This is a genomic window from Ignatzschineria sp. RMDPL8A, from assembly GCF_029815055.1.
Taxonomy (GTDB): Bacteria; Pseudomonadota; Gammaproteobacteria; order Cardiobacteriales; family Wohlfahrtiimonadaceae; genus CALZBJ01.
Genome location: NZ_JAPPWA010000002.1, coordinates 893,149 through 917,083, shown reverse-complemented (window position 1 = coordinate 917,083; position 23,935 = coordinate 893,149). Strand labels below are relative to the sequence as shown.

At 45.0% G+C, this 23,935-nt stretch carries 24 protein-coding genes and 1 tRNA gene; 9 read left to right on the top strand and 16 right to left on the bottom strand.

Annotated elements, in window-relative coordinates; all coding sequences use genetic code 11:
- Positions 1-334 precede the first annotated feature (334 nt).
- The 16 genes from OXI21_RS05675 to tpiA all read right to left on the bottom strand — a co-directional run bounded on the left by OXI21_RS05675 (position 335) and on the right by tpiA (position 13,192).
- The gene (locus tag OXI21_RS05675) at positions 335-892 is read right to left on the bottom strand and encodes a pilin (protein ID WP_279618591.1); all 558 of its coding nucleotides are present in this window, start codon (positions 890-892) and stop codon (positions 335-337) included.
- 251 nt (positions 893-1,143) lie between these two features.
- Entirely contained in the window at positions 1,144-1,665 is a 522-nt protein-coding gene (locus tag OXI21_RS05670; protein WP_279618590.1) for a pilin, read from the bottom strand.
- Between the two features lie 100 nt (positions 1,666-1,765).
- Positions 1,766-2,317, bottom strand: a complete 552-nt coding sequence (locus tag OXI21_RS05665) for a pilin (protein WP_279618589.1) — start codon at positions 2,315-2,317, stop codon at positions 1,766-1,768.
- Between the two features lie 414 nt (positions 2,318-2,731).
- The gene (locus OXI21_RS05660) at positions 2,732-3,736 is read right to left on the bottom strand and encodes an AAA family ATPase (RefSeq protein ID WP_279618588.1); all 1,005 of its coding nucleotides are present in this window, start codon (positions 3,734-3,736) and stop codon (positions 2,732-2,734) included.
- The gene (gene tmk, locus OXI21_RS05655; protein WP_279618587.1) at positions 3,726-4,397 is read right to left on the bottom strand and encodes a dTMP kinase; all 672 of its coding nucleotides are present in this window, start codon (positions 4,395-4,397) and stop codon (positions 3,726-3,728) included. The genes OXI21_RS05660 and tmk overlap by 11 nt, the downstream gene beginning before the upstream one ends.
- The gene (gene mltG / locus OXI21_RS05650; RefSeq protein ID WP_279618586.1) at positions 4,398-5,456 is read right to left on the bottom strand and encodes an endolytic transglycosylase MltG; all 1,059 of its coding nucleotides are present in this window, start codon (positions 5,454-5,456) and stop codon (positions 4,398-4,400) included.
- A gap of 100 nt (positions 5,457-5,556) precedes the next feature.
- Positions 5,557-6,801, bottom strand: coding sequence for a beta-ketoacyl-ACP synthase II (gene fabF / locus OXI21_RS05645; RefSeq protein WP_279618585.1), 1,245 nt, complete (start codon positions 6,799-6,801; stop codon positions 5,557-5,559).
- Positions 6,802-6,960: 159 nt separating this feature from the next.
- A complete protein-coding gene (gene acpP, locus OXI21_RS05640) occupies positions 6,961-7,194 on the bottom strand; it encodes an acyl carrier protein (RefSeq protein ID WP_279618584.1) in 234 nt (77 codons plus the stop codon).
- 126 nt (positions 7,195-7,320) lie between these two features.
- Positions 7,321-8,055: a 3-oxoacyl-ACP reductase FabG gene (gene fabG, locus OXI21_RS05635; RefSeq protein ID WP_279618583.1), complete on the bottom strand. Its 735-nt coding sequence runs from the start codon at positions 8,053-8,055 to the stop codon at positions 7,321-7,323.
- 175 nt (positions 8,056-8,230) lie between these two features.
- The gene (gene zapD / locus OXI21_RS05630) at positions 8,231-8,947 is read right to left on the bottom strand and encodes a cell division protein ZapD (RefSeq protein ID WP_279618582.1); all 717 of its coding nucleotides are present in this window, start codon (positions 8,945-8,947) and stop codon (positions 8,231-8,233) included.
- Complete coding sequence (coaE, locus tag OXI21_RS05625; RefSeq protein WP_279618581.1) at positions 8,944-9,609, bottom strand: dephospho-CoA kinase; 666 nt, start codon at positions 9,607-9,609, stop codon at positions 8,944-8,946. The genes zapD and coaE overlap by 4 nt, the downstream gene beginning before the upstream one ends.
- A 7-nt stretch (positions 9,610-9,616) precedes the next feature.
- Complete coding sequence (locus tag OXI21_RS05620) at positions 9,617-10,561, bottom strand: prepilin peptidase (RefSeq protein ID WP_279618580.1); 945 nt, start codon at positions 10,559-10,561, stop codon at positions 9,617-9,619.
- Positions 10,562-10,564: 3 nt separating this feature from the next.
- Complete coding sequence (locus tag OXI21_RS05615) at positions 10,565-11,782, bottom strand: type II secretion system F family protein (protein WP_279618579.1); 1,218 nt, start codon at positions 11,780-11,782, stop codon at positions 10,565-10,567.
- Positions 11,783-11,978: 196 nt separating this feature from the next.
- Positions 11,979-12,063, bottom strand: a tRNA-Leu gene (locus OXI21_RS05610).
- Between the two features lie 4 nt (positions 12,064-12,067).
- Positions 12,068-12,391 (bottom strand): preprotein translocase subunit SecG, encoded by a 324-nt coding sequence (gene secG, locus OXI21_RS05605; protein ID WP_279618578.1) that lies wholly within the window; start codon positions 12,389-12,391, stop codon positions 12,068-12,070.
- 48 nt (positions 12,392-12,439) lie between these two features.
- Positions 12,440-13,192: a triose-phosphate isomerase gene (gene tpiA / locus OXI21_RS05600; RefSeq protein WP_279618577.1), complete on the bottom strand. Its 753-nt coding sequence runs from the start codon at positions 13,190-13,192 to the stop codon at positions 12,440-12,442.
- A 170-nt stretch (positions 13,193-13,362) separates the two neighbouring features.
- On the opposite strand from tpiA, the gene OXI21_RS05595 reads away from it, so the two are divergent.
- The 9 genes from OXI21_RS05595 to pckA all read left to right on the top strand — a co-directional run bounded on the left by OXI21_RS05595 (position 13,363) and on the right by pckA (position 23,845).
- Positions 13,363-14,412: a rod shape-determining protein gene (locus OXI21_RS05595; RefSeq protein ID WP_279619406.1), complete on the top strand. Its 1,050-nt coding sequence runs from the start codon at positions 13,363-13,365 to the stop codon at positions 14,410-14,412.
- Between the two features lie 57 nt (positions 14,413-14,469).
- Entirely contained in the window at positions 14,470-15,330 is an 861-nt protein-coding gene (gene mreC / locus OXI21_RS05590) for a rod shape-determining protein MreC (protein ID WP_279618576.1), read from the top strand.
- 9 nt (positions 15,331-15,339) lie between these two features.
- Positions 15,340-15,825 (top strand): rod shape-determining protein MreD, encoded by a 486-nt coding sequence (gene mreD / locus OXI21_RS05585; RefSeq protein WP_279618575.1) that lies wholly within the window; start codon positions 15,340-15,342, stop codon positions 15,823-15,825.
- A complete protein-coding gene (gene mrdA, locus OXI21_RS05580; RefSeq protein ID WP_279618574.1) occupies positions 15,822-17,726 on the top strand; it encodes a penicillin-binding protein 2 in 1,905 nt (634 codons plus the stop codon). Before mreD ends, mrdA begins: the two co-directional genes overlap by 4 nt.
- Positions 17,727-17,728: 2 nt before the next feature.
- Positions 17,729-18,865 (top strand): rod shape-determining protein RodA, encoded by a 1,137-nt coding sequence (gene rodA, locus OXI21_RS05575; protein ID WP_279618573.1) that lies wholly within the window; start codon positions 17,729-17,731, stop codon positions 18,863-18,865.
- Positions 18,866-20,047 carry a lytic murein transglycosylase B gene (gene mltB, locus OXI21_RS05570; protein ID WP_279618572.1) on the top strand — a complete coding sequence of 394 codons (1,182 nt, stop codon included), beginning with the start codon at positions 18,866-18,868 and terminating at the stop codon, positions 20,045-20,047.
- Positions 20,048-20,052: 5 nt separating this feature from the next.
- Positions 20,053-20,835 carry a septal ring lytic transglycosylase RlpA family protein gene (locus OXI21_RS05565; RefSeq protein WP_279618571.1) on the top strand — a complete coding sequence of 261 codons (783 nt, stop codon included), beginning with the start codon at positions 20,053-20,055 and terminating at the stop codon, positions 20,833-20,835.
- Between the two features lie 77 nt (positions 20,836-20,912).
- Positions 20,913-22,109, top strand: coding sequence for a D-alanyl-D-alanine carboxypeptidase (locus tag OXI21_RS05560; protein WP_279618570.1), 1,197 nt, complete (start codon positions 20,913-20,915; stop codon positions 22,107-22,109).
- A gap of 128 nt (positions 22,110-22,237) precedes the next feature.
- Positions 22,238-23,845, top strand: a complete 1,608-nt coding sequence (gene pckA / locus OXI21_RS05555; RefSeq protein WP_279618569.1) for a phosphoenolpyruvate carboxykinase (ATP) — start codon at positions 22,238-22,240, stop codon at positions 23,843-23,845.
- The last annotated feature ends 90 nt before the right edge of the window (positions 23,846-23,935 follow it).

The following is a 23,935-nucleotide window of genomic DNA, read 5'->3' as shown; positions in this document are numbered from 1 at the left end:
CCGACATAAAACCCATCCGCCAAAAATCGCCTCTACAATCGTCAATATCGAGAGTTTGGCATAATTTAAATAAGGGATAAAAGTGGAAAATCGCGGGGAAAAAGTGGTGAACGAATCTATAGATCTGTAAACAGGCAAGATTTATATCACTATTTATTGATCTTAGTCGTTAATTTTACTGGCTAATTTCAAGAAGTGTAAACTGACAAAAAAGAGGAAGCTTCGATGCGGTAAAAAGTGGGAGACTCTAGGAAAGCTAAAAACTGTGGACAATAAAAAACTCACCCTAAGGTGAGCTTTATAATTCATTCCATAGAAAAAGAGTCGTTCGTGCTTAGCTTGCAGTAGGTGCTGTTAAATCACGGCAACTTGAAGGAAGATGTTTAGTCTGCAATTTCTGCTTAGTCGTTGTACTACCGCTAGTTGTCTCAGTTTCTTTACCATCACATGACCAGCGTACTGCACCGCCGGTATCCCATGCTCTAAGCACTACAATTGCATTATCCTCAACCTTAGTATTGTATTTGATCTCAATATCATTACCTTGGATAGGTGTTGTAATCGTTCCTACTTGACCGGCTGAATCAGTTGGAGCATCTAACACGGTAATGCTTTTAACCGCATTCCCTGTGATATCACTAGGCTCAGCAATTCCAGCCTGTTTATTCGTAGTAGTGTCTCCTTGTTTCTTAGCTGGCCACTTACCATTGGAAGCAAAATATTCCGTGACCGCTGATTTAGCAGATGCGGCTAATTGAATCCCTTCGGCAACGTGCGTCCGTTTTGTATAATCTTGGTACGCAGGCAGTGCGAACATTGCCAAAATACCAATAATCGCCACAACGATCATTAACTCAATTAAGGTAAACCCTTTTTGTAGATTACTTCTCATAAATTACTCCAATTAACTAGTTATAATTTTTATCGACAATAAATATAGAATCGACATTAACTATTAAAGAGAAAATCATGCCAAGAATCAATCATTCACCTAGCTGAGTTCGCAAACCACCATTAATATTTTCAATAACTTACAGATAAAGAAACGTTAATAATTAACGATGCTTCACGATAATATTATTAATAACAATCAAAACAATCTAACAAACCAATAAACTAATAATCTTATTATATAATTATTATCTAAGAGCGCGTAGCAGGATTAGTTAAATCACGACATACGACCGGAAGATATTTATTAGGAATCGCATCTTGATCCTCACTCCCGCACGACCACTGCATCGTCGTTCCATTATCCCACGCTTGCATCGTGACAAATGCATTGGGCGTTTTCGTCACTTTTTGATTAAAGCGTACCACTACTTTGTTACCAGAGATGCCTTGCGCTTTTTCCGCCTCTAAAATTTCCACAGAATTCACCGCGCCGCCTGTAATCTCAGTAGGTTTTGCAAGCCCCACGATTTCATTGAGGGACGTTTGCCCAGCGGATAAATCACTCTTCATGAGCCACTTACCATCATTAGTAATATAATGATAAACCACCGCCATTTTCGCAGTCGATGCCAGCGTCAACCCCTCCGACACATGCGCACGGCGTGCATAATCTTGGTACGCAGGGAGCGCAAACATCGCTAAAATACCGATGATCGCCACTACAATCATTAGCTCAATTAAGGTAAAGCCTTTTGTTTTAGTTTTTTGCATAAGTGATAATTCCTCATTACAAAAAAAGAGCCCGAAATTCGAGCTCTTTAATTTATCTACAATCAAATATATTCTTTATTTTAATAAGAATACAAACTTCCTATGGCTTATCAGCCCAATTAGCTGGTGCTGTACGACAGTTCGCTGGGCGATATTTAGCATCTACAGTACCACCAGCAGTACCTTTGTCACAAGCCCAAATCACAGAACCACCTGCATCTTTTGCCTTTAAGATAACAGTTGCACCAACAGTAAGAGGTTTGTTATCAGAATCTTTACCTCCATCTACCTTTCCTACTTTTTCATTATAAGTGATCGTAATCGTGTTACCTTCCCCACCAGTTACAGTATCAGTACCACCAATAGCCACTGAATCTACAGCATTTCCTTTAATAGATGTGGCAGACTCTAATCCTGCAACTTTATTTAAATCTTCTTCACCACCATCAACTGCTTTAACCCAAACACCATTCGATGCATAATACTCTGTTACTGCAGATTTTGCAGATGCTGCTAAAGAGAGACCTTCTGCAACGTGAGTACGTTTAGTGTAGTCTTGGTACGCAGGAAGTGCGAACATTGCAAGAATACCGATGATCGCAACAACGATCATTAACTCGATTAATGTAAAACCTTTTTGTAAATTTTTCATCTTTACTACCTTTTTTCTATGGAATGAATCACAGTTTAATAACTGCGTTTGACGAATGTCTTGCCTCTATTAGATGCAAGCTTCGTGCCAACGGAAGATATTCTCTTATTTTTTGTTAAGAATGTAAAGCGATGTTAATTTAGATGATTGATTTTTATGGTTACACATCTGTTTTTATAAAGGATAACAATCAAAAAATATTTTTGTAAAGATGCTGAAAAGCCAAATTCAACCTTAATTAAATCGGGGAAATGCCATATTGGCCACAAAAAGGTGCCAATATTTGTCATACCAGGCAATTTTAGACTTGACCCGAATCAAGTTTTTAATTTTGTTCCCAAAAGTGACTTAAAGTGCCAGCTTTATAACGCTCTATATGTGTCTCTGATGGGTATAGAAATAATCGAGAAATTTCTAACGACTTAAAAACCAAGCTTCTAAAGCGTAATCTAAACGGGTCTGTTTATGGCGATCTGCGTAGATATTAACGAGTCTTTCATAACGGGTAAGGCAATTTTTCGCGGGAATACGGGAAAAGTAGCGCACCATTCCCTCCAATGCTGGGAGTGTGGGCATTTTATAGAGCGCATCACGAAGGGCAAGAAAGAGGAGCTCAAAGAGGAGCGTTGCTTTAACCTCATCTTTAACGAGCATCTCAAGCTCTTTAACGGCGTGACTTGGCACCGCGAGAAAATTGAGCAGTTTTGTTGCCATCTCCTCGACACCACTAAAAAAATTAACGTCGTATCGCGCAAGCGCGCCGAAAGGGGAATTAAAACAGAGCTTATAGAGGAGCGTTGCCGTATCGGCATTTAGAGTTAATTCATTTTGTAACCAAGTAACCACGCTGTTTTCACTTGGACTCAGAATAGGATAGTGTTGCGAGCGGCTTAAAATGGTTGCTGGCAATTCCCGCGGGCGCTCCACCGTTAAAATAAATGTAAGATGACTTGGCGGCTCTTCTAAAATTTTAAGGAGGCTATTGGCAGCGCTCACATTCATCCGCTCTGCCTCATCTAGAAAAACAATTTTCCGTGCTGATTCCCCTTTAGTGACGGAGAATTTTTGGATCGTCCGAATTTCATCCACTTTAATCTCACGCCCGCCCCCAAGATAAATAAGATCCGGGTGATGTTCTGCATTAAACCAAGCGCAACTTTGGCAGGCATTACAGGCTTGCGGTAAATCAGCTTGATTTGGCGCTTGGCATAATAAGGCTTTTGCGAGCTCAAGCCCGAGCTCCCGTTGCCCTACCCCTTTTTCACCGCTTAATAAAATGGCGTTGGGTGCTCTCCCCATCTCAAAGCGCGAGAGGATAGAACGATAATAGTCATGAAGCCACGTTGCTTTGTGAAAGGCATTGGGATATTGCTTGGTGAGCGCTAATATTTGCGGTGCGCCCTCTTTTTTACGACTCATGAGCCACTCCTAACGCTCGTGGAAAGCGTGCATCAATCCCGCGTATAATATCCGCTTCAATCTCGCTGATGGTTTGCGTTGCATCAATCCGTACAATTGGCCGCTTACCACTCTCGTAGAGCGTCTTAAATCCTGCATTGACCTTTTCAAAAAAGGTGATTTTCTCTTGCTCAAATCGATCAGTCACATCGCGGGAACGTGCCCGTTTTAAGCCCACTTCAACCGGGATATCAAACCAAAAGGTGAGATCCGCGCGCGGTTTTTCAAGCGTGACGCGCTCAAGCGTTTCAATCATTTCAAGTGAGAGACCTCGCGCAAAGCCTTGATAGGCAAAACTCGATTCGGTAAACCGATCACTTATTACCCACGTTCCGGCATCGAGTGCGGGTTTTATTTTCGTGATCCAATGTTCACGGCGTGCGGCAAACATTAAAAGAAGTTCGGTTACCTCGTCCATCTCATCATTTAATAAAAGCGCGCGAATTTTTTCCCCAAGCGGTGTGCCACCGGGTTCACGGGTTATGACTACATCGATCCCATTTGCCTCTAAAAAGCAGGCAAGCTTGGTCATTTGAGTGGTTTTCCCCGCTCCTTCTGAGCCTTCAAAAGTGATAAATTTTCCCTGCGTCATCGTTATCGTCATTGCTACATCATTATCCATTTACTGTTTCTTAATCGCTTTGCGATATGCCTGCACGGCGCGGTTATGCTCATCGAGCGTATTACTAAAGACATGCTCGCCCGATCCATCGCCTTTTGCCACAAAGTAGAGGCTTTTCCCCGTTGCAGGATTGGCGGCCGCATAGATCGCCGCACGGCTTGGCATCGCAATGGGCCCCGGCGGTAATCCCGCGCGCGTATAGGTATTATACGGGGTATCACGTTTTAGATCACTCAGATAGATATCGCCGCGATAATTATCCCCTAGGCCGTAAATAACCGTCGGGTCAGTTTGAAGCTTCATATTAAGATTGAGGCGACGGACAAAGACACCGGCAATTTCAGGGCGCTCAAAGGCAACGCCGGTCTCTTTTTCAATAATGGAGGCAAGCGTTAACAGTTCGTGAAGTGATTTAATCGGAAGATCGCCATCTTTACGTCTCCAAGCATCTTCCGCCACACGTTGCATTGCGGTGTAACTGCGTTTTAAGAGCGCTCGATCTTCATACCCTTTCGGGAAAAAATAGGTATCCGGGAGGAAATACCCCTCATAATGCGCACCATCTAAACCAAGCGCCGTCATAATTTCATCGGGCGATAATCCCTCTAAGGTAAAGGTGATATCGGGATCTTTTTTAAGCTCGGCAATGAGCTGTTTAAAAGTCCACCCTTCAATGAGGGTAAAACTATATTGAATTGATTGCCCGCTTGTGACAAGGGAGAGAATATCTTGCGCCGTCATCCCCGGTTTTAAGAGATATTCGCCCGCTTTTAATTTACCGGATTGCCCGGTTAGGCGGCTGTAGATTTGGAAATAGCGTTCATCATGCAAACCGGCTTGCTTGGTGAGTTTTTGCGTGAGTGAGGCGAGCGATGTGCCACTTGGAATCTCAAGACGAACCTCTTCGGTCATATTAAGAGGCGTTTTTAAAAAGTTGCCAAGATTATAAGCAAAGCCCACCACACTGCCAAAAATTGCGAAGACCACCACTAAAAAGAGGCCCCGTGAAAAGAGATACTTGATGATGGAAAATATCCAACGTCGAATCAATCGCAACACGCTATATCCTTTATTTATCCGTTTGTCTTATACACTAAAAAAGATATGGATGAATGCGCCTTTGACACATCCACACCATATCTTTTACAGGTAAGGCGTTCTACTCGTCAATTTTTTTAAAGAGCAGTGACCCGTTGGTACCACCAAATCCAAATGAGTTCGATAGTGCGTAGTTAATCTCCATCTTCTGTGCAGTATTAGGCACGAGATTGATTCCTTCACACTCTTCAGCTGGATTGTCTAAGTTAATGGTTGGAGGCGCGATCTGATCACGAATGGCAAGAATGGTAAATACCGCTTCGATCCCACCGGCCGCACCTAAAAGATGCCCCGTCATCGATTTTGTTGAGCTAATCGCGGTTTTATAGATATGATCGCCAAGCGCGCCTTTTACCGCTGCTATCTCCATCACATCACCAACTGGCGTTGACGTCCCGTGCGCATTGATATAATCAATCTCACTTGCATCAATGCCCGCATCGTTAAGCGCTGCCACCATACATTGCATTGCGCCGCTGCCGTCTGGCGTTGGACTGGTAATGTGATAGGCATCGGAACTCATACCAAATCCGGTGAGCTCGCAATAAATCTTAGCGCCCCGTTTTTTGGCATGCTCATACTCTTCAAGTACCAGAACGCCCGCACCATCACCTAATACAAATCCATCACGATCTTGATCCCACGGACGTGATGCCGCTTCTGGATCATCATTGCGTTTAGAGAGTGCACGCACTGCCGCAAACCCGCCAATTCCGGTTGGGCATGTTGCCATTTCAGCGCCACCTGCCACCATCACATCGGCATCACCATACGCAATTAAACGCGCCGCTAGCCCGATTGAATGGGTACCTGACGCACACGCGGTGACCGCCGCTAAGTTAGGCCCTTTAAGACCTCGCATAATGGAGAGCTGTCCTGCGACCATATTGATAATTGCACCAGGCACGAAAAATGGGCTGATGCGTCCGGGACCTTTGTTTAAAAGCGTTGAGTGGCTCTCTTCAATCCCTGGTAATCCGCCAATGCCCGAACCGATCATCGCACCGATACGTGTGGCATTTTCATCGGTCACTTCCAGTCCTGAGTCATCGAGCGCCTCAAGGCCTGCCACCAATCCGTATTGAATGAACTTATCCATACGACGTGCTTCACGAGCACTAATATAATGTGAAGGATCAAACTCTTTAACAGGTGCCGAAAACGTGACGGCATATCCTGTAGGGTCAAAGAGATCGATAGTTTTCGCCCCGCTCTTCCCTGCAACGATATTCGCCCATGATTCGGTTACGTTATTTCCAACGGGCGTTACCGCCCCTAATCCAGTTACTACAACACGGCGTTTCATCCAAAACTCCTTACAAAATATTTTAGCGCTCGTAGATAAAAATAAAGCGACTGATTTAGTGACTTCATATACTACAAAGCCTAAATACAGTCGCCCAAAATTCTTAAATTGTGACTATTGATTACAAATCTCTTTGTATCACAACGTTAAACTAGCTTCTTATAAGTTTGCGTTAACGTAGTCAATAGCCTGCTGAACTGTTGTAATTTTTTCAGCTTCTTCATCAGGAATATCGCACTCAAACTCTTCTTCAAGAGCCATAACTAATTCAACAGTATCGAGTGAATCTGCACCTAAATCGTCAACAAAAGATGCTGTATTTACAACTTGTTCTTCTTTAGCATCAAGTTGTTCCATAATAATTTTTTTGACACGTGTTTCGATGTCGCTCATAACTATATAAATCCTTAAACTAATTTAACAATAGGCACAATCGCCAAAATGCATTTTAAGAAATATTCAGATTAAAGTCCAAACTTATTTCTTGAAGTATGATTATAATCTGAATATTTCGATTAATCAATCCATCAGCATGCCGCCATTGACATTGATCGTTTCTCCGGTGATATATCCCGCACCTTCAGAGGCTAAGAAAGTGACCGCATTGGCGATCTCTTCAGGGGCTCCTAAGCGTGCAAGGGGAATGTTCGCTAGCAGTGCCTCTTTCACTGATTCTGGTAGATCTTTAGTCATATCGGTATCGATAAAACCCGGCGCTACAGCGTTCACTGTAATCCCGCGCGAACCCACCTCTTTTGCCATCGATTTAGTAAAACCGAGCACACCGGCTTTTGCAGCTGCGTAGTTGGTTTGCCCCGCATTACCGGTAATTCCCACCACAGAGCTAATATTAATAATACGGCCAAAACGTGCTTTCATCATCGGACGCATCACTGCTTTTGAGATGGTATAGACGCTCGTTAGATTGGTTTGGATAACATCCATCCAGTCCGAATCTTTCATGCGCATTAAGAGCTGATCTTTGGTGATTCCGGCGTTATTGACCACAATAAGCGGTGCACCTTTTTCATCGGCGATCGTTTTTAATACCGCTTCAATATTCTCATTATCGGTAACATCGAGCACTAAACCACGGCCTTTATCGCCTAAATAGGCAGAGATGGTATTGGCGCCATTTTCAGAGGTGGCCGTACCATACACAAACGCGCCAGCGCCAGCTAAACTCTCGGCAATCGCCTTACCAATCCCACGGGTTGCCCCAGTTACTAAAGCAACTTTTCCTTCAAAATTCATAGTCTCTCCTAATTCTCTAATCGATGAGAATGTTAAAAAATTATCCGTTTTTATCAAAAACAATCCACTGTTTCGAGCGGGGTTTACTCTGTAAAACTGACCTAGATCAGTTTTTTAATCGCTTTTTCCATCAATATTCGAGCGTTATTCAATCACAATTGAGGCAAGTTTTCTCTTATTCGCCACAAATCTCTACAACATATTGGCAATCATCGGGGATTTGTGTCGCGCGCTCCCAAGGAAATTCTTGTTGAAATAGCCTCACACTCAGCTGATGGCGGTTTCCACTAAATTCAGGATAGATATTGGGATCATCGATCTCTAAGCGCACCAGCGCCGCATCCCATTTAATGCTGCTGTAATAAAATCCACGTTTAAACTGGCAATGCTCTTCACGCTTTAAACTGCGGATGGTCTGTAGGGTAAATTCGATCGTTCCCACCATCTTATCGAGTGCTGAAAACCAACGATAAAAGTGATCTTTACGCACTTCATGTGGTCTTTCGAGCCAATTGTGTAAAAGGGGGACATCAAAGCCACAGGTGCCGCCAGGAATATGGATCCGCTGGCGTAAAATATTTAAAAAGGCATTTTCTTTGATCTCATCGTAGGCGCGCACCGACTGCATCGTCAGCTCGGTTTTAAGCGTTTTAGCGTGCTCTTTCACCTCATCGGTGAGATTCTCATTGAATGAAAAATCATCGAGCACCCGCAAAATGCTCACTTTAAGATCGTTTTTAGTCACTAATCCCACGGTATCAAGGAGTGTACGAATCGCAGCAAGCGTTGCGTAAGGGGAATCAAGTTCAATGCAGTTACGCGCCTGATCAACGAGCATTTCAATGCGAAGCAGACGGCGTGCACCTTCACTTAAAGGGTATTCATAAATCATCGTCCGCCCCCTAATGTGTGGTGAATAATGCGTGCATGTAGTTGGTCTAATTTTCGCACAACGCCTCCTCGATCGTGATTAATAATAATAACATCCACCAATTTTCGCCGTTCTAACCGCGAGATTTGTGATGCCATCATCTCATCGGCAAGCGCCTCAGTAATCCCATCGCGCGCCATTAAACGTTTTTTCTGCTCCGCTTCAAACACCTCTACGCCAATGGTGAAATCGGCAAGGTTTAAATAGGGTGAACCTTTATGCAAAAGCGGTACAACCATCAAGTGATAGGTGGAAACGGGCTCTGCAATACGCTCTTTGGTGAGCGATAAAATTTGTGGGTGAAGTATCGATTCTAATATTTTTTTAGCGTTTACGTCACTAAAAATTCGTTTTCTAAGATAGGCCCGATCTAAATTTCCATCGGACGTTAATATCTCTGCCCCGAGCTTTTCCGCAAGCAGCGCTAAGGTTTTACGCCCCCGCTCGCTACCAGGTGACACCACCTCGCGAGCAAGAAGATCGGTATCGACAATATTCGCGCCAAGTGAGCCTAAATACTCAGAGACAAAGGTTTTCCCTGTAGCAATACCGCCTGTAAGTAAGATCACTGGTGGCGCATGCGAGATTGAAGTATCTAAGAAGGCGTTACGATCGTGTGACATATCGTTATTAGAGCCAAAGCGGCGGCACCCATTGATGGATAAACGAGGCACCAAACAATAGATAAATCACCCCGGCAAGCGCTAAATAAGGCCCAAATGGAATTGGCTTACTGCGCTCGTGACGGAAAAAGAGCATTAACGAAATTCCGACAATTGATCCCACAATGGTGGAGATCAGAATAATCGGTAAAATCGCATTAACACCAAGCCAAGCCCCTAAAAGGGCGAGCAACTTAAAATCGCCATGCCCCATCCCTTCTTTACGAAAGAGCGTTTTATAAACAAAGTTAACGATCCAGAAAAAGAGATAGCCAACGACCGCGCCTAAAAACGACGCCTCAAAGGGCATCGACACCCATCCTGCAAAGCTTGCGACCAATCCTAACCACAAAAGTGGCAACATAATTTCATCAGGAAGCAGGTAATGTTTAAGGTCAATAAAAGTCGCGGTGATTAATCCGAGTAACAGCACAATAAAGAGCCCTGTCTCAAGATTCGCCCCGTAGAGCCACACCACGAGTCCCACTAAAATTCCGGTAAGCGCTTCCACAATCGGGTATTGGATCGAGATCGGCGTATGACACCCCTTGCATTTACCGCGTAAAAAAAGCCAACTTAAGACAGGAATATTCTCATAACTCTTAATTTTATAATTGCAATTTGGGCACGCAGATGGCGGCCACGCCAGATAACGATAAGGTTTAGCTGCAAGTGGCGCATCGGGGGTTGCTTGATAGGTGCCATTATCAACCATCTCAATCCCGGTCTTCTCTTTATTTACCACCGCATCATCTAAAATCTCTTTAATATTGGCGTACCACTGACTCTTCATAATCACCGGCAAACGACAGATCACCACATTTAAAAAACTGCCTACCAATAAACCAAAAACTACCGCCACAAACGTGGCGATAGCAGGTTCTTCTTGTAACATGAATAACAGATCATTCATTATTTACACCATGTCTCCCATACTGAAGAGTGGCAGATACATCGCAACGACGATTCCCCCAACGAGAACCCCGAGCACAACGATCAAAATCGGCTCAATAAGCGACATCATTCCATCAATGGCGTTATCAACGTCCTCTTCATAGGTCTCGGCAACGCGGTAGAGCATATCCGATAAGTTACCGGATTTTTCACCAATCCCGACCATATGCACAACAAGCTCTGGAAAGAGCCCTGATTGACGCATCGCAAAGTTAAGCTCCTGACCAATCGAAACGTTTTGACGCATTTTTAATGTCGCTTCTTTAAAGAGCTCGTTCGGCGTTGCACCGGCAACGGTTCCAAGCGCTGAAATCATCGGTGTACCGGAGTCATACATGGTTGCAAGGGTACGAGCAAAAATCGAGCTATTACTAAGCTCTGATAATTTACCAATTACCGGGAGACGCAGTAAAAACTTATGAACTTTATAGCGTAATCCCTCATTGGTTCTCACCATCTGTCTAAAGGCAAAAATGGCCAGTCCTGCGATAAAGAGAAACGCGATAAATCCAACAGATTGAATAAATTCAGAAATATTAATCACCACTTGCGTTGGCGTTGGTAGCGCTTGCCCCCCTTGTTCGAACATATCTTGGAACACAGGAACGACTTTAACTAAGATAAGCGCCGTGATACTGAGAGCAATGACAATTACCGCGATCGGATAGATCATCGCTTTTTTGATCGCTTTTTTCGTACTCTCTGATTTTTCTAAGAACGTTGCTAATTGCTCAAATACCGTTTCGAGTGTACCTGACTCTTCACCGGCCGCTACCAGCCCACGAAACATGGGTGAAAAAATAGTTGGGCGTTTATTGAGCGCGCCTGATAACCCATCCCCACGGTCAACGTCGGCGCGAAGCCCAAGGAGCAATTCGCGCATACTGAGCTTATCCATCCCCGCCGCCTGCATCCCAAGCGCCTCAGAGATCGGAATCCCCGCTGACATCATGGTAGTCATCTGGCGCGAGAAGTTCATAATATCTTCGTTGGTAACTTTACCGCCACGTCCGCGCTTACCTTTACTCTTAGTAATACGGATTGGTTGGATGCCCTGCTCGATTAGAAGCGTTTTAATAACCGCTTGAGAGGTTGCACGATGCGTTCCTTCTATTCGCTTTCCGGCTTTATCGCGCCCTACCCACTTAAAATCATACTCTCGTTTTATATCTGTAGCCATATTTGCCTCATCTATCGACTGTGAATTGTGGGCTGATACCCATCGAATCGACTAAGAAAGATTAATTTTCGTTGAAATATCTATAATTATTGACGGCGTCAATTATACCAGACTCTTAATTAAGTACGCACTATCCTCAATCAATGAGGCATAAAAAAACCCAAACTGATGACTTATATCAGTTTGGGTCTCTGTATGGTACCGACGCCCAGATTTGAACTGGGATGCTGTTAGGCACTACCACCTCAAGGTAGCGTGTCTACCAATTCCACCACGCCGGCAAAACTAGTTTGGAATGTGATCTGCGCCACTCTTATCTGTGTCTTCAATCACCGACTCGACTTGTTTCTCGTCTAGTACGCTTCCAGTGGTGGTAATCTTACCAGAATTAAACATCATTGCAAGACTTGTGATGAAAAATAATACAACACACCATTTGGTGAGCTTTGCTAAGAAGTTTGTCTTCCCCGCCGCACCAAAAACAGTGCCCGATGCACCACTACCAAAAGCCGCCCCTGCAGACGCGCCTTTCCCTTGTTGAACCATCACAAGAGCAATAATGCAAAGACATAAAACAATGTGTACGACGTAGATTAATGTAGTAAGCATTCCACACTTTCCTAAAAACTATAAATTAAATGAACAACTCAAGTGAGCTTAGCGTGCAGCGATAATGGTATTAAAATCGTCCGCTTTAAGTGAAGCACCGCCCACGAGCGCCCCATTTATATTCTTCTCTTCAAACAGGCGTTTGGCATTGCCCGCATTGACACTGCCACCGTATAAAATTCTGATTGAGCCGGCTATTTTATCATCATACTTTTCTAATGTACAGCGGATTAACTGGTGCACTTCTTCGGCCTGTTCAGGGGTTGCCGTTTTGCCTGTACCAATGGCCCACACAGGCTCATACGCGATCACGGCTGTCTCAAATTTCTCAATCCCGACAATATCGATCACCGTTGAGAGTTGACGCTCGATCACTTTTTCCATATTGCCCGATTCGCGCTCATCTAAGGTTTCGCCGATACAGATAATCGGCGTTAATCCGTGCTCAAGGGCTTTCACCATCTTTGCAGCCACATCCGCATCGGTTTCACCGTGATATTGACGACGCTCAGAGTGCCCAATCATGGCGTATTCGCAACCGATATCTTTCAGCATCGCCCCTGACACCTCACCGGTATACGCCCCTTTTTCTTGGCTTGAAACATCTTGCGCGCCCACTTTAATGAGACTATTTTTTGTTTTGGCAATCGCTTGGGGAAGATAGACCGCGGGAGGAAACACAACAACCTCAACATTTTCCGCTGTCACTTTGGTTAAAAGCGCGTCTAAAAGTGCATCATTCTCGGCCATTGAGCCATTCATTTTCCAGTTACCTGCTACCAATGGTTTGATTGCTGTCATCTAATACCTCTACTCATTTTTCGTGAATCAATACGATAGATAAATCGATCTGAAGCGGAGAATAAATAATTAATCATTCGCCCATATAAATTGGTATAATCATACCTTATTTTGTGGAAAGTTTGTGAAACTTTGTGTAGTTTAACTTGTTATTTTGAGTGGTTTTTATGATTCCGAAACGTTTAAGATCTCTTTTCTCGCGCGATCTCTCGATCGACCTTGGTACTGCAAATACACTAATCTATATGCATGGACAAGGCATCGTCTTGAACGAACCATCAGTGATTGCCTTAGAACGCGATCGTAAAACAGGCCGTCCTCGCTTAGCAGCTGTTGGACACGAAGCAAAACGCATGCTTGGCCGTACACCTGACGGGATCGAAACGACTCGCCCATTAAAAGATGGTGTGATTGCCGATCTCCCTAAAACTGAGATTATGCTGAGCAAATTTATCAGCCAAGTGCTCTCGCGCAATATTTTCTTAGGTCGTCCTACACCGCGCGTAATTGTGTGCGTTCCCTCTGGCGCAACCCACGTTGAACGCCGTGCCATTAAAGAAGCGGCTGAAAATGCCGGCGCCCTTGAAGCAAAACTCATTCCAGAGCCGATGGCGGCAGCGCTTGGTGCAGGAATTCCTGTGCATGAAGCAACCGGTTCTATGGTACTTGATATCGGTGGCGGCACTTCGGAAGTAGCGGTGATGTCCTTAACCGGAATTGTCTATGCCAACTCCGTTCGTATCGGCGGGGATACCTTTGATGAGGCGATTATTAATTATGTTCGTCGCAACTACGGCATGTTAATTGGAGAGCCTACCGCTGAGCGCATTAAACACGATATCGGAACAGCTTATCCCACTGCTGAAATTCTTGAAACCCAAGTTCGTGGACGCAATTTAAATGAAGGCGTTCCACGTACCTTTACCTTAACCTCCAATGAGATTTTAGAGGCGCTTGCAGAGTCTCTACAAGGCATCGTAAGTGCGGTGCGTTTAGCGCTTGAATCGACCCCACCTGAGCTAGCTGCTGATATCTCTGAGCGTGGCATTGTCATTACAGGTGGTGGCGCACTCTTACGGAATATTGATAAATTAATTGCCGAAGAGACCGGTTTAGATACCATTATCGCCGATGATCCGTTAACCTGCGTTGTGCGTGGTGGCGGGAAAGCCCTTGAACAGCAAGGCCTCTACGGCAGTAACGCATTTGGATTAGAATAATCCCATCTCGTTTCACCCCTCGTTTATCCATTCGGGCCGATTTTATACAAAGGTTCTATGTCGAGAAATAAAGATATCACCGTAAACAGCTCCCTCATGAAGATGAAGGCGCTGTTTTTTTGTCTTTTTTCCCTACTGTTGATCTTTTTAGATCACCGCACCGCCTATTTGGAAAGCATCAAATACTATCTAAATGGCGCAGTCTACCCGCTTCAAGCCACCGCAAAAACTCCGGGCGACGTTACTCGCGTGGTGAAATCGTGGTTTGAAGATCGCTCGGAATTAATCAAGCAGATCGAAGCCCTTGAAAATCGCGAGCTCTACCTCTCCTTTGAGCTGCAAAAGATGTCTACGGTGATTGCGGAAAACCGGCGTCTGCGTCTATTGATGCGCTCATCGGTCAATGTTGAGCACCCGACAACAACAGCAGAGCTCCTTAATATTACCTCAGATCCGTACCGCCATCTTATTATGCTCAATCAGGGCGAGCGCCAAGAGATTCACAACAATAGCCCCATCTTAAATAATAGTGGCATTATCGGGCAGATTATTGAGATCTCCCCCTTTTCGAGCAAAGCGATCCTCATTACCGATCCACACCATTCGCTTCCCATTGAGGTCAATCACAATGGCGTGCGCGGAATTGCGTCAGGCAATGGCAAGATCAATCAGCTCGATGTAACCAATATTCCCTATAGCGATGATCTTAAAGTCGGCGATCTCCTTGTCACTTCGGGGCTTGATGGGATTTTCCCCCACGGCTATCCCGTTGCCACCATCGATTCGATCGATATTGATTCAACCGGATTCTTTGCTAAAATTACTGCCACACCCACCGCGAATCTTGAACGCATTCGCGAGGTTCTCGTGCTCCAACCGCAACCGCCTGCGGAACGCGCCTCATCCACGTTACCGTAGAATGCCCTTATGAAAAAAACGCTCTTTATCAGTTTTACCATTCTTCTTGGCATCATTCTCGATATCATGCCCCTTGGAAAATATCTGGCGCTCTTTCGCCCCTATTGGACGTTGATGATCGTGATTTTTTGGGCGCTCTATCTGCGTAACAGTTTTGGGATCGGCAGCGCATGGCTCGCGGGATTAATCCTCGATATTAGTAAAAATTATCTGCTCGGCGCACACGGATTTATCTTTGCGCTCACCGCCTATTTAATTAAACGCAATTATCACTGGCTCCGCGAGCTTTCGATTGTCGAGCAATCACTCCTTGTGGTGTCGCTCTTTGCCTTCCAAGGCTTAGCGGTGATTGTGATGAATGGCTTTTTAAATATTCCCAACGTACATGTGGCGCTTGCCGCGATTCCGATCATCCTTTCGAGCATCTTATGGCCCCTTTTAAGCGGACTTTTAAGCGAGCTCAGTTTTATGTTGCAGATCGATGAGAAGAAATGAAACCGTTAAAGAAACCGAAAAAACATAGCGATCATGCCAATCGTCATATTTTCAGAAATCGCCTCTTAATTGGGGGACTCCTGATTACACTCGCCTTTTGCGGTCTTTTTTATCATCTCTTTTCCCTTCAAATCGCCCATTACGATAAGTATGCGACACTGTCCGACTCAAACCGTATAAAACTCGTCCCGCTTCCGCCGACTCGTGGCCAAATTTTTGACCGTAATGGCGAGGTGTTAGCCACCAACTATCCGGTTTATAATATTGAGCTCATTAAACAAGATATCGACCGCAATCATCTTGATGCGCTTCTTGAGGATATTCACGAAATTATTCCACTCACCGATGATGAGATCAGCCAATTTAAACGCCAACTCGCGCGGAGCCTTCCGCAAGATCCGGTGGTGCTGAAAAGTGAGCTCACTCAAGAGGAGATTGCACTCCTATCGGTCAATCTTTATCGCTTAAACGGGGTCTATATCAACCCTGAAATGGTGCGCATCTATCCCCATAAAGAGGTGGCGGTGCATGCGATCGGCTACGTTGGCCGTATTGACCAAAAAGATATGGAGGAGATCGAAGAGAATCACCTCACGCGCGAGTATATGAATATCTCTCATATCGGTAAACGCGGCAGTGAAAAGAGTTTTGAAGATCTTCTTCGCGGTGAAGCGGGCTATGAAAAGGTGGAAACTAACTCCAATGGGCGAATCGTTCGCGTGATTGAAGAGCACCCGCCAACGCCTGGAAAAGATATCTATCTCACCATCGACCTAAGACTCCAAAAACTTGCGGAAAAAGTGCTTGGTGATTATAACGGCTCGGTGGTGGCGATTGACCCCAATACCGGCGATATTTTAGCCTTTGTCTCCAAACCGATGTATGACCCCAACCTCTTTGTCAAAGGGATTAGCCAGAGCGATTATAATCGTCTCCATACCGCCGATAGTCCCTTTCTGAACCGCGTGATGCAAGGTAGATATCCGCCTGGATCGGTGATTAAACCCCAAATTGCCCTTGCGGGCCTCAGCAATGATTTTATCACTTCATCAAGCACCGTCAATTGTAATGGATCGTTTCAAGTACCCGGAAATACCCACCGTTTTCGCGATATGGGGGTTCACGGCCCAACCAATGCACATAAGGCGATCGAGCGTTCCTGCGACGTCTTTTTCTATAGCCTTGCCTATGAGATGGGCATCACCTCGATGACCGATTTTTTAACCCAATTTTATTTAGGGCGTAAAACCGGCATTGATCTGATTGGGGAATCCCCTGGCGTCCTGCCAACGCCCGCTTATAAACAGCGCACCTTTAAGCAAGCGTGGTATGCCGGCGACTCGGTTACCGCGGGAATTGGCCAAAGTTTCTGGCTCACCACCCCGCTTCAGCTCGCGCAGATGGTCTCAATTACCGCTATGCGTGGTGAAACCTATGTGCCCCATATTTTACATTCTCACAGTCACGCCAATAGTGATGAACGCATTACAAAGCCGCTCGAACCAATTGAGCCGATGCAAGTGAGTAGCACCAAACATTGGGATACCATTATCGATTCGATGGTGGCGGTGGTTCATGGCAATCGCGGAACTGCGCGCCGAATCAATAAAGGCATCAATTATAAGATCGCCGGAAAAACCGGAACGGCGCAGGTCAAAACCATCGCCCAAGGGGAGCGCTATAATGAGAAAGCACTCGATAAACGTCATCGAGATCACGCGCTCTTTACCGCCTTTGCTCCCGCCGATCAGCCTAAAATTGCGATCTCGGTGGTGGTTGAAAATGGCGGATCAGGCTCCGGAGTTGCCGCGCCCATTGCCAAAGAGGTGATTCACGCGTGGCTTACGGACTTTAGAGAGGTTTCAAACAGCCTACAACTTAACGAAAATGCAGGAGAATAGCGATGGAGATTAAATCCGCTTATGAAAATGAAGAGGTGCGCCCAAGTGGCTTTCTCCGCATTTTTTGCCTCGATACGACACTCACTCTTCTGATTTTGCTCCTTTGCGCCGTCGGGCTTGCGATCTTATTTAGCGCCTCAAATTTTAATGCCGATTATGTGATGTCGCAGGGGAAAAAGATTGTCGTCGGCTTTATTTTAATGACGCTTGTGGCGATGATGCCACCGGATCTGTTAAAACGTCTCACCCCGATTATCTTTATTGGGGGCGTAATTTTATTGCTGCTGATTTTTGTGATTGGCCTTGAGATTAAAGGGGCGCGCCGCTGGATCAATTTCTATATTTTTAAATTCCAACCCTCTGAGATTATGAAGCTCGCCACGCCGCTCATGGTGGCCTACTTCTTAGATCGATTTAATCTCCCGCGAAGCTTTACCTCGCTTGTAGTCGCGCTCACCTTAATTGCGATTCCCTTTATGCTGGTGCTCATTCAGCCAGACCTTGGAACCGCGCTTATTATCGCCTATTCCGGTGTTGCGGTGCTCTTTTTAGGCGGGCTCTATTGGCGCTACATTATTATTACCGCGCTCATATTAGCGGTGAGTCTGCCGGCGTTTTGGGCATTTGGCATGAAACCTTATCAGAAAGATCGCGTCATTACGCTGATCAATCCTGAATCGGATCCGCTTGGAAAAGGCTATCAGATTATCCAATCGAAAATTGCCATCGGATCGGGCGGAACCTATGGAAAAGGCTGGCAAAATTCAACGCAAGCCTCACTCCAATTTCTGCCGGAATCCACTACCGACTTTATTTTTGCCATCACCGCCGAAGAGTTTGGCCTGATGGGAAGTGGATTATTATTGCTCACCTATCTGTTGATCATTTATCGATCAATCTTTATCACCTTGAAAGCGCGGGATGATTTTTACCGGCTGATCGGCGGGACCATTTGCCTCTACTTTTTCTTCAATATTTTCGTTAACATCGGCATGGTGAGTGGCATTTTACCCATTGTGGGAATTCCGCTCCCCTTTATCAGTTATGGAGGCACCTCGATTGTGACTCTATTTGTCTCTTTTGGTATATTAATGAATATCTATTCCAACCCCCTTCCTAAGCGAAAAAGGATTGAGTAAATGCAGAAAAAAATTAATTGGGCCGTAAGTTCTCTTCTTGTCACCGCGTTTGTTACCGGGTGTGCGACCTCAAATGCTCCAGAAGGGGGCAATCAGGCAACGAGTCGCGGCATCACCGCGCCCACAAATGAGATTATTTTCCCTGAAACTGGCTCACCGAATGTGCCTTATACCCAAGGAACCTCTCCCTCACAAGTTAAATCAACAAACGCGAAATCAAGTGCTCAGCCAACGCCTTCTCGCAGCGCAAAATCCGGCCTTGCCAATCGTAAAGATGTACAAGCCTTTGCCGATCGCGTTGCGCGCAATAATAATCTCGACCGCGATTGGGTACTCGATATCTTAAGCCGTACTGAACTTAAGCCTAAAATTGTTGAAGCGATGAATCGCCCGGCGGAAGGAATGATTTGGGGCCAATATCGCCCAATCTTCATTACCGATAAACGCATCAATGATGGAGTGAAATTCTATCACACCCATCAAAAAGCCTTAGAGCGTGCCTACAATCAATATGGTGTTGCTCCTGAGGTGATTGTGGCGATTATCGGTGTTGAAACCAGTTACGGACAAAATCGCGGCAACTGGGCCGTATTAGATGCCCTTGCCACCCTTGCGTTTGATTATCCGCGCCGTGCTGAGTTTTTCAGTAAAGAGCTGGAAAATTTCTTTGTCATCTTAAATGAGACCAAACTTGAACCCTTTAGTTACAAAGGCTCATATGCCGGCGCGATGGGCTTTCCACAATTTATGCCATCGAGCTATTTAGCTTATGCGGTGGATTTTGATGGTGATGGCCTACGCGATCTTTGGAATAATCCCGTTGATGCGATCGGATCGGTCGCGAACTATTTAGCCAAACATGGTTGGGTGCAAGATGGGACGGTTGCGCTTGAGGTAAAAATTCCTACAGGCAATACCGCTCACCTTCAATATAAACATACCGGCCGATTAGTGCCGCCAAAATACTCAGTGGCCACGCTTAAAGCGGCAGGTGTACAGACCTACGCGCACAATAGTAATAAGGCCAATCTTTTTGAATTTGAGATGGAAAAGAATAATCCAGCTGCGTCTCAATGGTGGCTTGGCTTTCAAAACTTCTACTCCATCACCCGATACAACCACTCCCCTCTCTATGCGCTTGCCGTGCATCAGTTAGCTGAGGGCATTAAAGCAAGGAAATAGACGATATGGGGGTATTGTTCAATAAACGAGTGATGGCGTGTGTGATCGCCTCACTCATTTTAACGGGGTGCGCTTCAAAAGGGCATCGCATCAAGGAAATTCCAGGCGGAGGCGCTGTACCAACAGAAGAGCCCTTAAGCCGCTCGGGAAATCCTAAAACCTACAAGGTACTTGGAAAAAACTATACCCTTCGCGATACCACAAAGGGCTACTCTGAAGTGGGCGTTGCCTCTTGGTATGGTAAAGATTTCCACGGGAAAGCCACCTCAAGCGGGACGCCATATAATATGCATGCCTATTCAGCGGCGCATAAAACGCTCCCCATTCCAAGTTATGTCAACGTGACCAACCTTGAAAATGGCAAGAGCCTCATTTTACGCGTCGATGACCGTGGACCATTTGTGAAAAACCGCATTATTGATCTCTCATTTCGCGCGGCAAAAGAGCTTGGCGTACTCCAAAATGGAACGGCTAAAGTTCGCGTAACCGCCATTCCTCCGCATCAATCGCTCACCAATAAGAGTACCGTTTATCCGAACACCCATAGTAAACCGCTACCGAGTAATGTTTTATCGGGCCATAACTACTATCTACAAGTTGGAGCCTTTGGCGATGAACAAAATGCAGTGAACTTTAAAAACTCGCTGCAATATCACGGCCTTAATGATGCGAAAATCGTCCCGAATAAAGGGCTATATCGTGTTATAATTGGACAATATCAAAATTATAACGCTGCCAAAGAGGCCTCGTATCGCCTCGGTCTACCGAATACAGTGATCACGATTTAACGGTCGTGATCCTTCTGTTTTTTAACGCGTTACGATACGATCTACTTTCTACAAACGATTCAAACAATAGATAAACTATGATGAAAAAACGATTTATCACCGCCATTTTATGGGTTGCAACCGTGACATCTACGGCCTTTGCTCAACCGGTCCAAAACCAGCTCTATATTCCTGAATATAACGCCGCCTCATGGATCTTAATGGACTACGAAACCGGCGCCGTGCTTGCAGAAAAAAATATGCATCAAAAGCTCGAGCCTGCGAGCATTACCAAAGTGATGACGAGCTACATTATCGCCGAAGAGATTGAGAAAAACACGATCCAATCTGACGCACTGGTGACCATCTCAAATAATGCCTATCGTCAAGGCGGTTCGCGCATGTATCTTGAGGAAAATTCTAAAGTGTCGGTGGAAAATCTCGTCAAAGGCCTTGTGATTCAATCAGGTAATGATGCAGCTATGGCGCTTGCGGAATATGTCGCCGGATCATCCGATGCCTTTGCGTTTCGTATGAATCAAAAAGCGCGCGAACTTGGCATGAAAAACACACACTTTATGAATCCAAGCGGTCTACCTGACCCCAATCACTTTAGTACCGCCTATGATTTAGCGGTGCTTTCGCGCGAGCTCATTAAAAATTACCCAAGCCATTACGGCATTTACGCGGAAAAATCCTTTACTTGGAACGTCGATACCCGTACCGGTCGCCCCATCACTCAACCGAATCGCAATAATCTTCTCCGTGAAGATCCAAGCGTTGATGGGATTAAAACTGGCCATACCGATAGTGCGGGATATTGTTTAGCCTCAAGTGCTGAGCGTAATAATCACCGCTTTATCGCCGTGGTACTCGGGACACAGAGCGTCCATGATCGCGATCGCATTAGCCAAAACATTTTAAACTTTGGGTTCCAAAATTTTAGCAAACAGCATCTCTTTGATGCCGGTGAGCCACTTCAAACCATCAATGTGCGTAAAGGCACGGCGCAGAGCGTCGCGGTAGGTACAGCCGGAAAAATTGAAGCCACTTTACCGCTCCTTGACTATGACAATGTCAAAAGCCAAATTCGCATCAAAAATAATGTTGTCGCTCCTATCGAAAAGGGATCGGAACTTGGATCTCTTGAGATTCATCTCGATGACCAGCTGATCTATTCAGCACCGCTTGTGGCCCTTGAATCGGTCGAAAAAGCTGGATTTGTGAAACAAATCTGGGACGACTTCAAATTTAAGTTACACAATAAGTATATGAAATTTAAGGCAGCTCTCTAAAGAGAGCTCAGGCTGCACCGAAAAGATTTACAAAATATGTAGTCTTTTTGTAGTTTTTTCGTTATGATATGCTCCAGCCGTTTAGTTGGTTTACTATTTTATTACACATTTATTAGGAAATTTATTAGATGTCACAAAAGATCATAGATGCATTACAAGAGAAAGGTATTGTTGCTACAGAAATCGTTTATAACCCAAGTTATGAACTACTCTTTGAAGAAGAGCTCGATCCATCCTTAGAAGGTTATGCAAAAGGAACTCTTACTGACTTAGGCGCAGTTGCCGTTGATACTGGTATCTATACAGGTCGTTCACCGAAAGACAAATACATTGTCCGCGACGAAACTACCAAAGATACCGTTTGGTGGGCTGACTCAGGTAAAGGTAAAAACGATAACAAACCTCTTTCACCAGAAGTTTGGGCTGATCTTAAAAAAATCGTTACTGATCAACTTTCAGACAAACGTCTCTTCGTCGTCGATGGCTATTGTGGCGCAAACAAAGATACTCGCTTAAGCGTTCGCTTCGTAACAGAAGTTGCATGGCAAGCACACTTTGTTAAAAATATGTTCATTCGCCCATCAGCAGAAGAACTCGAAACCTTCGAGCCAGACTTCACTGTATTAAACGGTGCGAAAACCAATAACCCGAACTACAAAGAACACGGGTTAAACTCAGAAACATTCGTTGCATTTAACTTAACTGAAAACATGCAATTAATCGGCGGTACATGGTACGGCGGTGAGATGAAAAAAGGTCTCTTCTCTGTAATGAACTACCTCCTTCCCCTTAAAGGCATCGCGGCAATGCACTGTTCTGCGAACGTAGGTGAAGAAGGCGATACTGCAATCTTCTTCGGTCTTTCAGGTACTGGTAAAACCACCCTTTCAACCGACCCTAACCGTAAATTAATCGGTGATGACGAGCACGGTTGGGACGATGACGGTATCTTCAACTTTGAAGGTGGCTGTTATGCGAAAACCATCAACCTTTCTAAAGATTCAGAGCCAGAAATCTACGGTGCAATCCGTCGTGACGCGCTTTTAGAAAACGTTGTAGTTAATGATGGCGTTGTTGATTTCAACGACGGTTCAAAAACTGAAAACACTCGTGTTTCATACCCGATCTATCACATCGATAACATCGTAACGCCAGTCTCTAAGGCGGGCGCTGCGAAAAAAGTGATCTTCTTAACGGCAGACGCATTCGGTGTATTACCTCCGGTATCAAAATTAACCCCAGAGCAAGCGCAATACTACTTCCTCTCAGGATTTACAGCGAAAGTTGCTGGTACTGAGCGCGGTATCACTGAACCAACCCCAACCTTCTCAGCATGTTTCGGGGCGGCGTTCTTACTCCTTCACCCAACTCAATACGCTGAAGTATTAGTAAAACGCATGCAAGAATCTGGTGCGACTGCATACTTAGTGAACACCGGTTGGAATGGTACAGGCAACCGTATCTCACTTAAAGATACTCGTAACATCATCAACGCAATCCTTCGTGGCGATATCGATGAAGCAGCAACGGAAACCGTTCCTGTTTTCAATCTTGAAATCCCAACTGAAGTTAAAGACGTTGACGTGAAACTTCTTGACCCACGCAGCACTTATGCAGCAGCATCTGAGTGGCAAGAAAAAGCGGAACACTTAGCAGAACTCTTCACCAACAACTTCGATCAGTACACTGATACAGATCTTGGTAAAGAACTTGCGAAAGTGGGTCCTAAAAAATAATTAAAGCAGAGTCACTGGTTTAATTAAACGACTTAACTAAAACAAAAAGCACGGCTGATCACCGTGCTTTTTTATTGCCTGCTAAAACCG